Below are 14174 nucleotides of genomic sequence, written 5' to 3'. Positions count from 1 at the left end.
CAACTAGAAAAATTAAGAAATTCGGAATGCAAAATCCCCCATTCCCCTAATATTTTGCTAAACTATAGGTATATCATTCTAACTATTCATTAGGAGGAAATCATGAAGAAACTAGCTTTAGTTTCCAGCTTATTGTTGATGAGCGTATTGTTCCTGGCCGGATGCTCGGATGAGCCAAGTCCGGAAGATCGCTTTGCGGCATATACGAAGCTTTGGAATAAACAGGATTTTGCGAAGATGTACGAGTATCTGTCGCCTGAGACAAAGAAAGAAATCAGTGCGGATGAATTTGCGAAGCGTTATGAAAAAATCTATACGGGCATAGAAGCCGACCAATTAAAGGTGGACTATAAACAGCCTAAAGAAGAGAAAAAGCATAAAGATGGAGAAAAGGTAAGCCTTTCATATACCGTTGACATGTCCACTATGGCTGGTGCTGTCAGCTCTGACCATAAAGCGACACTTGTCAAGGAAGGGGAAGGCGAGGAAGAAAATTGGTACATCAAGTGGGATGAAAGCTATATATTCCCTCAATTGGAAGCTGGGGAGAAGGTATCGGTTGAATCGTATCCAGCCATTCGCGGCGAAATTGTCGATAGAAATGAACGCGGCCTTGCCATGAATGGAACGGTGGCAGAAGTGGGAATCGTGCCAGAGAAAATGGCCAACGAATCCGAAACGGTTAAAAAGGTCGCTGGAATCCTCAAAATGTCCACCGACGAAGTGAATCAGAAATTAAAACAATCATGGGTAAAGCCAAGCTATTTCGTGCCCATCAAGAAGATGTCAAATGATAATACGGCAACCTTGGAAAAGCTATTGAACATTGCCGGTGTATCTGTCAATAATACGGAAGAGCGTATATATCCGTATAAAGAGGCTACTGCCCATCTAATTGGATATGTCGGTGAGGCATCTGCGGAAGATCTGGAGAAATTGAAAGGAAAAGGTTATACCGCAAGTGACGTTATTGGCAAGCGAGGTCTTGAGGAAGTGTTGGAAGCGCGGCTTAAAGGTGAACCTGGAGGTAAAATCTTTATTAAAACCGAAGATGGCGAAGAAAAAGTAATTGCTGAAAAGCCTGCTAAAGAGGGAGAAACAATTACCTTGACCATCGACGCCGAGCTTCAAAAAGATATCTTCGAGCAATATAAGAACGAAACTGGATCGGCATCGGCAATTGATCCGAAGACAGGCGAAACGCTTGCACTTGTTTCAAGTCCGTCATTCGATCCTAATAAATATATTTTCGGGATAACAAAGGCGGAACAAAAAGCGCTTGAGGAAGACCCGGACAAACCACTTTTGAACCGCTTCAGTTCGACGTTTGCACCCGGTTCAACCATTAAGGCCATCACTGCGGCTATCGCTCTGAAAAATGGTGTGGATCCGAAAGATTCGATCAATATCCAAGGGAAAACGTGGGCCAAATCAACATGGAAAGATCATTCCATTACAAGGGTGGCGGACCCCGGTGTTCCAATCGATATGGAAAAGGCATTAATTTATTCAGACAATATTTACTTTGCCCAAAAGGCTTTGGGGCTTGGAAAGGAAAAATTCACAAATGGACTCAAGGCATTCGGATTTGATGAGTCTTTGAACTACGATTATCCGATCAAAGCATCGAGCATCGGTAAGATCGACAGTGAGGGACGCTTGGCGGATGCAGGATATGGTCAAGCGCAAGTCCAAATGAGCACGCTACATCTCGCCATGACCTATTCAGCCTTCTTGAATGAAGGAAACATCCTGACACCTTCGTTAATAACAGGAGATAAAACAGAAAAGAAAATATGGAAAGAACATGCGATATCAGCAGACCAAGCAAATCAAGTCACCAAGATGCTGACACAAGTGGTGGAACATCCTAAAGGAAGCGGACATGGAATAGATGATCTTGGCATCAAAATCGCTGCTAAAACGGGAACTGCCGAAATCAAGGCATCCAAAAATGCCGACGGAACAGAAAATGGCTGGTTTGTTGCCATGGATACAGAAGACCCGGAACTTCTCATGGCATGGATGATGGAAGATGTAAAAGGACGAGGCGGCAGCCATGTCGTTATCGATCATATGAAACCGGTGTTGAAAAAGTATTTGAAGTAAAGAAGCGGGTGAAAATGCAGCAAGCATTTACCACTAAAAAGCAGGACATGGTTTCTTCCATGTCCTGCTTTTATTTTTTTACACGTTGAGGATTCCATTTTGTTAAGACAATAAAACTGGATTTGAAGGATAATGAGTCGGACATACAGAATGTAAAAAGAGTACACGCAAGCGGGATCCGATTTCTGCAGCAGTGACATCTTCCAGGCCATTACCCATGCTAAAGATAAATAGAATAGGGATGAGGATGAAAAGCAATGAGAAGTTTAAGGTATTTGTTTATCGCTTTCTTTATCATTTTTTTTACATTTCCTTCTCATGAAGCAACGGCAGCGGAAGAGAATACAACGATGGAAGTGAAACTGAAGAATTATTTGGGGAATAGAACCAGTGTCAAAATAACGGCAACCGGGGACTACCGTACTTCAGGGGGAGAGATATTCATTAGAGCGGGTGAAAATCTGACTTTGAAAGTGGAGTCGGCTAAACTTGCCGTATACAAAGGTTTTAAGAAAACGGGATCTTATGCTTCCTTTAAGGCAATTCCAGTTAAACCTGATGCTTCATTGTCCATAAACGGCCGTCCGTATCTTGGCTCATTTACCTTTACAGCGGAGAATGGTTACATCCGGCCAATCAATCATGTTTATATGGAAGATTATCTAAAGGGCGTTGTCCCGCTGGAGATGCCCGCACTATGGCATGCCGAAGCCTTAAAAGCACAGGCGATTGCCGCCCGGACTTATGCACTTCGCCATCAATCCACAATAATTGATGATACAGTTTCTTGCCAAGTATATGGGGGGGCTGCCGGTCACTATCGAACTAATTCAGCCATTGAACAGACAAAGGGCATGGTAATCAAACATGATGGTGAAATAATCGAAGCGTTTTTTTCCTCAAGCAATGGAGGAATGACCGAATTGAATTCAAATGTTTGGTCAAGTGGCACCCCCCTTGAATATTTATCTATAAAAGAAGATCTCTATGATTCGAAAACCAATTGGGAGATAATGCTGGACAAACAGCAAATCGACCTTTCAAAAATGGATTTATCTAAACCGGAAGAATGGTGGGCAAGTGTAAAGGAAAAAGATAAAACGGTTGTGCCAAATCTGAAGGTTTGGCTGAAGAATAATGGATATGCGAATAAAGATATTAAAATAACGGATATTCCCTTGTTAACATTTACAGATGAAAAAACGGGAGGCCGTGTAACGAAAGGCTCCATCCAACTGAATTTCTATGTAAGGGATCTCGTTGATGACAGGGGGAAACTTTTGCAGCAAACGGTTAAGTTTACTAATGTCGCGGCTTCCAAAATCAGGGGCATGGTGGGGCAAGAGGTGATGAAAAGCTATTTGGTTGACCATTCATCTACCAATCCTGCCAAAATTTCCATTAAAGGATCAGGATATGGGCATGGTGTAGGACTAAGTCAGTTTGGAGCGAAAAACAGAGCGGAGGCAGGCCAATCATATCAAGAGATTTTGGGGTTTTATTATCCTGACACAACTATAGAAAAGGAAAATGGACCAGGTGCTGGATCTAAAACGGAACTTGTCGTAAAGTCGGAACAGAATTCAGTAAACATGAAAGCGATGACGGATCGTTTAAATGATGAGGTTGGAATCACATACTCCCTAAAAGAAGATGCAGTGGTAACACTCACGATTAAAAATAGTAAAGGGAAAGCCATAGCTACCCCAGTCCGTGACCAAACAATGAAAAAGGGTACCCATTCAGCAATCTGGAACACAAAAGCGGTAAGTAACGGTACATATGAAGCAGAAATATCAGCAATGGACCGAAGCGGGATTGAAGGTTTGGACACGATGGCGATTAAGATCAGTAAAGATACATCGGCACCGAAAATAACCGATGTCAATACATCGGGTGATTATAGTACCGAGAAAGCGAACATAACCTATACGATCAATGAAAACGCAAATGTAACAGTGGCAATTAAGAACAGTAAAGGAAAGGTTGTTGGCATCCTTTCTGAAAGGCAGTTCAAAAAAGGCAGGCAATCGGCAACCTGGGATTTCAAAAATATGTCCAACGGGATGTTTACGATGACAATCTCCGCTAAGGATAAGAGTGAAAACCAGAAATCCATTTCAACGAAAATCTCCATTAGGAAGACCACGGGAATAGTGACAGCAAGCGAATTATATATGAAAGAAAATAAAAACGCATCCTCTGAAACGGTCGGGACTCTATACAGGGACCAAGCCGTAACGATCCTGTCTCAACAAGATGAATGGTATAAAGTGAAAAAGGGAAGCCAAATTGGGTATGTATTAAAAAAACATGTAAAAAAATGAATGAGGAGGACGTCAATTATGACGTCTTTTTGTATAAAGATATTTAGATTCCTCACCAAACTCACGAGTAAAGCGCAAACTCACGAGTAAAAGGAGCAAACTCACGAGTAAACGCCTCAAACTCACAAGTAAACGCATCAAACTCACGAGTAAAGCGCAAACTCACGAGTAAAAGGCACAAACTCACGAGTAAAGCGCAAACTCACGAGTAAAAGGCACAAACTCACGAGTAAATGCGCCAAACTCACGAGTAAAGTGCAAACTCACGAGTAAACGCCTCAAACTCACAAGTAAATGCATCAAACTCACGAGTAAAAGGCACAAACTCACGAGTAAAGCGCAAACTCACGAGTAAATGCATCAAACTCACGAGTAAAAGGCACAAACTCACGAGTAAATGCGCCAAACTCACGAGTAAAAGGCACAAACTCACGAGTAAACGCCTCAAACTCACAAGTAAACGCATCGAACTCACGAGTAAATGCGCCAAACTCACGAGTAAAGCGCAAACTCACGAGTAAACGCCTCAAACTCACGAGTAAATGCATCAAACTCACGAGTAAATGCATCAAACTCACGAGTAAAAGGCACAAACTCGCGAGTAAATGCGCCAAACTCACGAGTAAATGCCTCAAACTCACGAGTAAATGCATCGAACTCACGAGTAAAGTGCAAACTCACGAGTAAACCCACCAAACTCACGAGTAAAGTACAAACTCACGAGTATACTCACCAAAACTTCGGAGTATACTCGCCAAAACTTTGAGTTAACGGATTTCAATAGAAATGCCTACCAAAAAAAATCGAGTGTATGAGATAGAATTTTAAAAGGGGAATGAATGTATTCATTCCTCTTTTGTTTTATGCTGACCGGGAGTGAACGGAACATCGGCGGCTTTTGTGATGATTTTCGAAATATCCGTATTTTCTAGGACTCCATCGAAGGCTTCACTTCCTGGACCAGAGGCGAAAACGGGAATCATATTGGCTGTGTGCCCTCCTGTGGAACTGGCCGCCCGTATGCTTCGATCAGCTACACCCGCCTTATGGTGCCTGGCGATGGTGCTTCCGATTTCCCAATCGATTTGATGTTGTCGATAGACAAGCGTTCTATTCTTTTTTACGTTATCGATGAATTGATCGACTTCCTGATCCGTAAGGGATATATGTGCATACTTTTTGAATGTGGAAACGACACTTTCTGGATTGATTTCATTATTTTTATCGAATGTAAGCTGTTTGGACATATATTCAGATGAAACCTTGATTTTTTTCAATGCGGTGATATCCATTGTTTCAGAAGCGGAGGTCCCCATTGTTTCGTGGTCTGCAAGTACAACAATCAATGTATCATTTCGATTTTTTGCCCAATTTACTACCTCTTTCACGGTTTGGTCAAATTCGATCGTTTCTTTCCATATTCCGGTGATATCGGCTGCATGCTCCATATGGTCAATACGCGCACCTTCTGCCATCAAGAAAAATCCTTTATCACCCCTTGATAAAATATCCAGTGCTTTGGCTGTCATTTCGGGCAGGGATGGCTCTTGAGAATGTAATACTTCTTTATCCAGTTTGAAATTCATATAGGTAGGGTGAAATAACCCTAAAAGTTTTTCCGGTTTATTAATGGAACACAGTTCTTCTTTCGTCGTCGTAAACCCATATCCAGCTTGTTTAAATTTAGCGATTAAATCCTCGCCATTCTGCTTATCCGCCTTGAAATAGCTGGCACCTCCGCCGAGAATGACGTCGATTCGGTTATCAAATAGCTGCCTCGCGATATTTGCGCCACCTGTCCAGCGGTTAGGAACACTTGCACCGAAGGCAGCGGGTGTGGCATCGACTACCATATTGGTTGAGATGATCCCCACTTTTTTTCCATCGTTCTGAAACGCATCCAATATACTATCCACCTCGGAACCATTGGCATCGACACCGATTGATTCATTGTTGGTTTTTATACCAGTGGCAATCGCGGACCCTCCGGCAGCTGAGTCAGTGACGAAATTATTGGCGGAATACGTGTGCATCAGGGCAACATGCTCCAGTTGTTCCAAATGTAGAACACCTGTCTTTCCATATTCCAATTGCCGGGCAATCTCTATGGCCCCTACCCCCATGCCGTCGCCAATCAGCAATATGACATTCTTGGGGGTGTTTTTTGTCTCTGCTTGAATAGGGGAGCTCATGTAAATAAAGCAAAATATAAGAACGAATAATCCAAAGTGACGCGGCTGTGCAAGTTTATGAATGAATTTTCTGCTTGTGCTATTCATCTGTAATCCTCCAGTGGTTGAAAGTCTTCCTATTATTTGTTTAAATCGATAAAAAATCCCCTCCCAGAATTTCAGGATGGAGTTAATTTTTTTAGCGCTTTTAATGGAAGGGCATCCAGCCGCTTTTTACGTAATTTATCTTTCAAAAAAAGAAAGGATTTCTATATAATTACAATATGAAGGTGATAATTAACAAACAGTAAGTATTTAACTGATATAATTTCACTAAAGTGCAATTGAATTAATAGGAGAGAAAACCCTATGCTATCCAGTATGAAAAAGTTCTTCAAAGAAGGTTCTAAAGACTTAAAGAGAATTTATAAGTTGGTAGAAGATGTGAATCGGCTAGAGGGTAAATATGAAAGTTATTCAGATCTGGAATTAAGCGGAATGAAGGATAGATTTAAAAGCGCATTGGATACTGGTGACAATATATTGGATATACAAGCAGATGCTTTTGCGGTCGTGAGGGAGGCTTCTAAACGAGTATTGAATCTTAGGCACCATGATGTTCAGCTTGCAGGCGGTTTTGTCCTGAGTGAAAGGGGCATCGCACAAATGAATACGGGCGAGGGGAAGACGCTTGTCTCTACTTTGCCTAGCTATTTACATGCACTGTACGGTAATGGTGTCCATATCATTACGGCCAATGAATATTTGGCCAGACGTGATATGGAGTTAATGGGACAAATTCATGAATTTCTAGGGTTGACGGTTGGTTTGAACATTTCCCAAATGGGGCCTTCCGCAAAACGTGAAGCGTATGCCGCAGATATCACGTATGGAACGGCAACAGAGTTCGGTTTTGATTATTTGCGTGATAATATGGTGTACCGAAGAGAAGGAAAGGTTCAGAGAGGACACCGATTTGCTATCGTTGATGAGATTGACAGCATCTTGATTGATGAAGCGAGGACACCATTAATCATTGCGGGCAGGGCAAGCGACGGAACCGAGCTTTACCAAATCACGGCACAAATCATGAAGACATTTATAGAAAATGATGATTACGAGATTTTCAGCGAGTCAAGGTCTGCCTATTTTACGGATCAAGGGTCTGCCAAGATTGAAGAGGCCTTTGGTATCGACAATCTGTATGGAATGGAACATCAAGAGTTATTACATAATGTTACACAGGCGCTAAAAGCCCATGCAATCATGAAATTGGATGCGGACTACATTGTCATCGATGGAAGAGTTGCAATCATCGATAAATTCACAGGCAGGGTGATGGAAGGGAGAAGCTTCAGTGATGGGCTTCATCAAGCGATTGAGGCAAAAGAGGGATTGGAGATTTCCGAAGAGAATGAAACACAGGCCATGATTACCATCCAAAATTATTTTCGATTATATCATTCAATGTCGGGGATGACAGGCAGTGCCATGCCATCAAAGTCTGAATTTCAGGAAATATATCAGCTCCCCGTCATTGAAATTCCAACTAATGAGCCCATCATTCGAGTTGATGAGGTTGATTTGATTTATAAAGATGAAACTAGTAAAATCAACAAAATCGTCTCGGAAGTAAAACGGATTCATGATGGAGGCAGACCTATTCTGATCGGGACGACCTCCATTGAGCAATCTGAAAAAATTTCAGTTCAACTAAAGAAGGGTAATATCAAACATCAAATCCTTAATGCGAAGACGGAAGCGGATGAAGCGGAAATCATCGCGAATGCCGGGCAAAAAAATCAAGTGATGCTGGCTACGAACATGGCTGGGAGAGGAACGGATATATTACTTGCGAATGATATCAAGGAATTGGGCGGCCTTCATATTATCGGTACGGAGCTGCACGAAAGCCGCCGGATCGATATGCAGCTAAGAGGACGTTCCGGCCGGCAGGGTGATCCTGGTTCAACACAATTCATCATTTCTTTGGAAGATGATTTGTTTGATTACTATGATGAAGAAGAAATCGGGCGTTATATCAAGAAAATCAAAACGGATGAAAATGGATTGGTGCTAAGCCCTGCACCTGATAAATTCGTTAAAATGGTTCAGGAAACGGTAGAGCAGATGCATCAATCAAGCCGTTACCATCTATTGAAGTTAGAACATTCATTAAATGAGCAGAGTAAAATCATCTATGCAATGAGAGATCGGATACTTGATATGGAGCCTGGAAGGATACCGGCCATTTTACTTGAATATATCGAAAAATATATTACTCGGCTCACAGTGAAATATTATCCTGAACATATGGTTGAACCTGATCCCCATGCCTATATTGAAGAGCTTTCCCATGTTTTCCTGTCGTTAGGTTGGCAGGCAAGTGATTTTCAGGATCCAGAAGATCAAATTGAAGGAAAAGCGTTGGATGCTTTAGGTGAATTGGAATCGAGACTGAGGCTGATGATCTTTCAAAATGATGCAGAATGGGGAAACCAGTTGCGTGCTTTCATGCTGCAGCATATTGATACAAGTTGGATGAACCATTTAGATGAAATGAACAGTCTGAAGGAAGGCATTGGTTTAAGCGGATATGGTCAGCAGGACCCATATACACTGTTTGAAAAAGCGGCTCTCAATCAATTCAACCTTCTATTAAGTAAAATTGAGTCGGAGATAAGCATCCGTTTTATGGAATATATGAAAAGCAATCGGGAAGATGCAGCTGCTTTGGAGGGTGAGGAACGATGAGTTTATTTGGAAAAAGGGATAATGCAGCTTCAGATGTACATGAGTTATTAAATCAGGATGACACCATTCATACTGCCCTGATGTTTCACAAAGGGTGGGAAATTTCCAAGCAAGAGGAATATGTATATAAATTCCACCATAAAAGGCTGCCTGCATTAAAACCGAACCAAATTTCAATATCAGGCATCAAGCTGACCAGGGTGGAAGATGATGTAATCATAGTGGCTTTTCTGCGAAATTCAATAGAGAAAGCTGTCAGGTTTGATATCGTGGATTTACTGTTAGTTGATGGAGATGGAAAATTCCTCGCAAAAAAGACATTCGATCTTACAGAGCTTGGTGAGATTCCAGCACTCTCATGCATGCCATGGCGTTTCTTATTCGAGGAAGAAGATATGTTGGCGGAATCGATTCCTGATGAAGGTTGGAAGATTGCTTTTGAATGGAAGGGAAAGTAGGAAAACAACAGCATGAGTCTAGCGGCAATCTGCAGCTTTTTTGCCGGAGTGCCAAAGCAAAGCCCTCATCCTTTTAGGGATGAAGGCTTTTTGTTTATTAGGGAAGTCATTAGTGCCAAATATTTATGCTGTTTTCTGTGTGCAATTTCTCATAAATGGCAACGCTAAGTAATATTTATAAGTAATCTTCCGCAATCAGGCATTACTAAGGCTTGGAAATAATGAAGAGGAAAGTGGCAGGAGCATGAAGAATAACCTGAATCAACGATTGAAGGAGAGGCTATTTGAGATATTGTCATTTTCAATCGTGGCCATACTTTTCACTTATACGAATGATAGGATGGGTAACGATCTTTCTATTGGAATCATTACGATAATCATCGGTGTTGCCGGTTTTATTGTTTATTTGAAGGAATGGATAACGAACCGAATCGTAAAGGGCATCATTTTTTCAGTTTTCCTTCTTTCGATCATGGTCTTTTTCCTTGGGGACATCTGGTTTTATCGTTATTATTCGACACCTTTAACTTCCTATATGTGGATGCAAAAAAGCAATCTGAATGGGCTAGGTGAAAGTATATTCAGTATGATGGAAATGAAGGATGCAATCTTTCTTCTGGCAGGCATCCCAATTGCTGAATCATTTGTAAAGAAAAAATACCCTCTCAAGCATATGGCACTAGTGCCGGTCGTAATATTCCTGATGATAGCAGGATTAAAGCCGGTCAAGAATATCTTTTTCGACAAAGTGGATATAACCCGGCGTTATGAGGCGAATACCTTCTTGCGAAACTGGGGTCCTATCGGTCATCACGCATTGGATACATATGCCTATTTTATTGACTCGGGAAGGCATGGAATGTCCTCGGAAGAAAAGAAAGCTGTCTCTGATTACTTCAATAAAAAGAAAGGAGAGGAAAATGTCCATTCCGGATCCTTGGAGGGGAAGAACCTGATTATCATCCAGGTGGAATCTTTACAGTCGTTTCCGCTATTTCAAAGCAGTGCCGGGCAGGAGGTCACGCCATTCATGAATGAACTGGCGAAAGGGGGATTGTACTTCCCGAATGTATATCCACAGACGGTATTTGGAAATTCATCTGACGGAGAACTTATCGTGAATACCGGTCTATTTCCTTTAAAGCAAGGTGCGACCTTTTTTCGATTCCCTTATAATGATTTTCCAGGTCTAGCTAAGGAATTAAAGAAGTCGGATTATCAAAGTTTTGCTTTCCACGGAGATGAAGAAGACTTTTGGAATAGGCAGCATGCATATCCCTCGTTAGGGTTTGATGACTATCTTTCCATAGAGGATATGCAGCAGGATGAGATGATTTCGATGGGCTTGGGAGACCGCAGTTTCTTCAATCAAAGCTATGATTTCTTAAAAGATAAACGAAATCCCTATTACGCCTTTTTCGTTACTTTGACCAGCCATGTACCTTTTTCACTGCCGAAAGAACAGATAACATTGAAGTCTGAAGCTGGAAAAGAGAACAGTTACCTGACCAAATATTTTGAAGCGATTCATTATACAGATTCAGCCATCGGGGATTTCATAAAGAAGTTGAAGGATGACGGGAAAATGAAAGACAGCGTGATTGTCATATACGGAGATCATGATGGCCTATTTTTAAAAGATAAACACGAGGTTGAAGCGTATTACGGCAGTAAAATTAGCGATGAAGAGTGGATTGAAAAATATATGCCCATTCCCGTGATCATTTATCAGGAGGGTATGGAAGGAAGAACGATTGATAAGGTAGCGGGCCAAATCGATATTCTGCCAACTCTATATGATCTGTTCAATATTAAGAGTTCTTCGTACTTTGGAGAGAGCATGCTGAATGGCGATGAGGGCGATGCTTTGATATTGAAAGGGGATTATGGTTCTCAAATGAAAATAAATGGGGAAGGCAAGGTCGATGGTTTTTCATCTGAAGACCAAAAGGAGATCGAACTGAGTGATCAAGTGATACGTTCAGATTACTTTAAACCAATTGGGAAAAAGGTAAAAAAAGAGGATGACTGATAAAAGTCATCCTCCATCCATTATAATCCCAGATGTGCTTTCACACGATTTTGGGCTTCTAGCTTTGTTTCTTCTGGAACGATATTGTACCAAATGCCGTTTACCCGTTGATTGTCACCTTCAAGTGTATATTGTTCAATATTTTTGAGGGATGATTTGTAGTTATTTTGGATACTTAACATGTCATTGAAACTTAAATTAGTTTCTACGTTTTTACCTAGAGCTTCGAATATATCGTCATAATTGGTAAGAGTTGAAAGGCTTGCCCCTTTTTTCATGACAGCTTGGATAACCTGGCGTTGCCGCATTTGCCGTCCATAATCCCCGCGGGGATCTTCTTTACGGATTCGGGAATAAATCAAGGCCTCTTTACCATTTAAGTCGATTGTGCCTTTGTTGAAGGTATATCCTTTATAGGCAAGGTCCATATCATTATCGACTGTGACACCACCAACAGCATTCACAATATCCTGAAAGCCTTCCATATTCATTTTGACGTAATAATCAATCGGAATATCCAAATAGGCTTCCACTGTATTTATCGACATGGCAATTCCGCCATATGCATAGGCATGGTTCATTTTATCGGTTGTACCTTTACCGATGATCTCCGTACGGGTATCTCTCGGTAAACTCAATAACTCAATCGATTCCTTTTTAGGATTAACCGTCATGACAATCATCGTATCTGATCGACCTGAGTCATTCTTTCTTTCATCCACACCAAGAATTAGTAATGAAAATGGATCTTTGCTTTTGAACTTGATGTCCTCTACTCGCTTATCCGTTTTATGGGCTGTACCCTGCATGGTGCTGATCGCACCGGCCAATGATTGATAAACGGAAGCGCCATAAACACCTGCGCCAATGAAAAGGATAAGAAGGGTGAAGCCGATTATTTTAAACGTTTTGCGTTTCTTTTTCTTTTTTTTATGTTCGGATCTCATCTAATATTCCTCCCTTAACCATCCCACAAAATGGAAGGTGTGAAAAAGTACCTAGTCGGTATTTTTAACTATACCTTTTTTTTGTCAAAAATAGAATAGTTTCTTTTTGTACTTAGAGTGCATATTTACCTTTTTTCATCCAAAAAAACGAAGGATTCTAGAGAAACCGAATTCCTTCGTTGGCAAATCATTCGAATGTTTTGTAAATTGTATAACCCGGAGATAGAGAAACTATGATACTTTTGCATGAAATTGCCAGACTTTAAGAGGAAAGTCTGGCAAAAAAAATCTTATAAACTTCTATAACCGATGAATTTACTTTTGAAATAAGAGTTTGAAGTAGCACTGATTGTTACTCCCTTACTTGATGAGGCATGAATGAATTCCCCGCCGCCCAAGTAGATTCCCATATGGTTTACCACTGATTTATTGGAACCAGTTGCAAAGAAGATAAGATCGCCGGTTTTCGGTGAAGTAACTTTTTTACCCATATCATAATATGTGGAAGATGAAAGCCTCGGAACATCATACCCAGCCTTCTTGAACGTATAGTAAATAAATCCGCTGCAATCGAAACCTGATGGGGAGGCACCCGCCCACGAATAAGGTGTACCAATTAATTTCTTTGCTTCGGAAACGAGCTTGGCCACTTTGTTCCCCGAACTTGGGGCTTCCACTTTTCCAACATCGTTATTATCTGCAGTGCTTGCCGATTTACTTAATTTTAGTTTTTGACCCACTCTGATTAAATCGGACTTTAACGAATTGATTGATTTAAGCTGGGCTACAGACAAGTTGGTTTCCTTGGAAATCTTAGAAAGGGTATCACCTTTTACCACTATGTATATAGACGAATTGGCTGGGGTCTGTGTCACATTGGATGGTTTGGAGCTGCCTGGTAAATCAATGGTAGTGGTGGTGGTTGATTTAGATACGATAAGTTTGGCGCCTGCATAAATTCTATCGGATTTTAAGTTATTCATTTTCATCAATTCAGCAAGTGTAAGGTCATGCTTGTTTGCTATCCTTGTTAAGGTATCACCTGAAACAATGGTATATGTGGTTTTATTTGTTTTTTTCACGGAAACAGAAGAAGCATTTGATGTTGTTGTGGAGTTGGGTGTAATTAATTTCTGATTGATACTCAAAAAGTCTGATTTTAAGTTATTAAGCTGTTTTAAGTCTTTTACCGTCGTATTATGCTTCTGGGCGATTTTACTTAAGTTATCACCGCTTTTAACTGTATATGTACCGGCAAGGGCAGGAGAAACAAAAGTCGAAGATAAAATGGCTAATGTCGAAAATGCGACAACACTTTTTTTCACGGTTTTCCACCTCTAATATGTCTTTTTCCCTATTCTAACAAATTATTTGGG

Annotated in this window: 10 protein-coding genes; 5 read left to right on the top strand and 5 right to left on the bottom strand. The window is 41.0% G+C overall.

All coding sequences use genetic code 11. From position 1 onward, the window contains the following. Nucleotides 1–102 precede the first annotated feature (102 nt). Nucleotides 103–2109, top strand: a complete 2007-nt coding sequence (locus N0M92_RS16545; protein WP_260286814.1) for a penicillin-binding transpeptidase domain-containing protein — start codon at nucleotides 103–105, stop codon at nucleotides 2107–2109. Between the two features lie 257 nt (nucleotides 2110–2366). Further along, nucleotides 2367–4436, top strand: coding sequence for a SpoIID/LytB domain-containing protein (locus tag N0M92_RS16540; protein WP_260286813.1), 2070 nt, complete (start codon nucleotides 2367–2369; stop codon nucleotides 4434–4436). Nucleotides 4437–4762: 326 nt separating this feature from the next. On the opposite strand, the gene N0M92_RS16535 is transcribed toward N0M92_RS16540, so the two are convergent. The 3 genes from N0M92_RS16535 to N0M92_RS16525 all read right to left on the bottom strand — a co-directional run bounded on the left by N0M92_RS16535 (nucleotide 4763) and on the right by N0M92_RS16525 (nucleotide 6715). Beyond that, nucleotides 4763–4951, bottom strand: coding sequence for a hypothetical protein (locus tag N0M92_RS16535; protein WP_260286808.1), 189 nt, complete (start codon nucleotides 4949–4951; stop codon nucleotides 4763–4765). Beyond that, nucleotides 4929–5117 carry a hypothetical protein gene (locus tag N0M92_RS16530; RefSeq protein WP_260286806.1) on the bottom strand — a complete coding sequence of 63 codons (189 nt, stop codon included), beginning with the start codon at nucleotides 5115–5117 and terminating at the stop codon, nucleotides 4929–4931. The genes N0M92_RS16535 and N0M92_RS16530 overlap by 23 nt, the downstream gene beginning before the upstream one ends. Before the next feature lie 164 nt (nucleotides 5118–5281). Continuing rightward, nucleotides 5282–6715, bottom strand: a complete 1434-nt coding sequence (locus N0M92_RS16525) for an alkaline phosphatase (protein WP_260286805.1) — start codon at nucleotides 6713–6715, stop codon at nucleotides 5282–5284. A gap of 261 nt (nucleotides 6716–6976) precedes the next feature. Here N0M92_RS16525 and secA point away from each other — a divergent pair, with 261 nt between their 5' ends. The 3 genes from secA to N0M92_RS16510 all read left to right on the top strand — a co-directional run bounded on the left by secA (nucleotide 6977) and on the right by N0M92_RS16510 (nucleotide 11851). Further along, complete coding sequence (secA, locus tag N0M92_RS16520) at nucleotides 6977–9361, top strand: preprotein translocase subunit SecA (RefSeq protein ID WP_260286804.1); 2385 nt, start codon at nucleotides 6977–6979, stop codon at nucleotides 9359–9361. Beyond that, a complete protein-coding gene (locus tag N0M92_RS16515) occupies nucleotides 9358–9819 on the top strand; it encodes an SLAP domain-containing protein (protein ID WP_260286803.1) in 462 nt (153 codons plus the stop codon). Before secA ends, N0M92_RS16515 begins: the two co-directional genes overlap by 4 nt. Before the next feature lie 244 nt (nucleotides 9820–10063). After that, nucleotides 10064–11851, top strand: a complete 1788-nt coding sequence (locus N0M92_RS16510) for an LTA synthase family protein (RefSeq protein WP_260286802.1) — start codon at nucleotides 10064–10066, stop codon at nucleotides 11849–11851. 20 nt (nucleotides 11852–11871) lie between these two features. On the opposite strand, the gene N0M92_RS16505 is transcribed toward N0M92_RS16510, so the two are convergent. Together N0M92_RS16505 and N0M92_RS16500 are read right to left on the bottom strand one after the other, a co-directional pair. Continuing rightward, nucleotides 11872–12798, bottom strand: coding sequence for an LCP family glycopolymer transferase (locus N0M92_RS16505; protein WP_260286801.1), 927 nt, complete (start codon nucleotides 12796–12798; stop codon nucleotides 11872–11874). 290 nt (nucleotides 12799–13088) lie between these two features. Continuing rightward, a complete protein-coding gene (locus N0M92_RS16500; protein WP_260286800.1) occupies nucleotides 13089–14123 on the bottom strand; it encodes a C40 family peptidase in 1035 nt (344 codons plus the stop codon). Nucleotides 14124–14174 lie beyond the last annotated feature (51 nt).

This window comes from Peribacillus aracenensis (assembly GCF_025175645.1).
Lineage (GTDB): Bacteria > Bacillota > Bacilli > Bacillales > DSM-1321 > Peribacillus > Peribacillus aracenensis.
Note: the sequence above shows the minus strand (reverse complement) of the source record. Positions and strands in the feature narration are given on the sequence as shown.

Excerpts from the sequence above, each read along its gene's own strand:
- N0M92_RS16545 (WP_260286814.1), top strand. The coding sequence starts at position 103 with ATGAAGAAACTAGCTTTAGTTTCCAGCTTATTGTTGATGAGCGTATTG.
- N0M92_RS16540 (WP_260286813.1), top strand. The coding sequence starts at position 2,367 with ATGAGAAGTTTAAGGTATTTGTTTATCGCTTTCTTTATCATTTTTTTT.
- N0M92_RS16525 (WP_260286805.1), bottom strand. The coding sequence starts at position 6,715 with ATGAATAGCACAAGCAGAAAATTCATTCATAAACTTGCACAGCCGCGT.
- secA (WP_260286804.1), top strand. The coding sequence starts at position 6,977 with ATGCTATCCAGTATGAAAAAGTTCTTCAAAGAAGGTTCTAAAGACTTA.
- N0M92_RS16515 (WP_260286803.1), top strand. The coding sequence starts at position 9,358 with ATGAGTTTATTTGGAAAAAGGGATAATGCAGCTTCAGATGTACATGAG.
- N0M92_RS16510 (WP_260286802.1), top strand. The coding sequence starts at position 10,064 with ATGAAGAATAACCTGAATCAACGATTGAAGGAGAGGCTATTTGAGATA.
- N0M92_RS16505 (WP_260286801.1), bottom strand. The coding sequence starts at position 12,798 with ATGAGATCCGAACATAAAAAAAAGAAAAAGAAACGCAAAACGTTTAAA.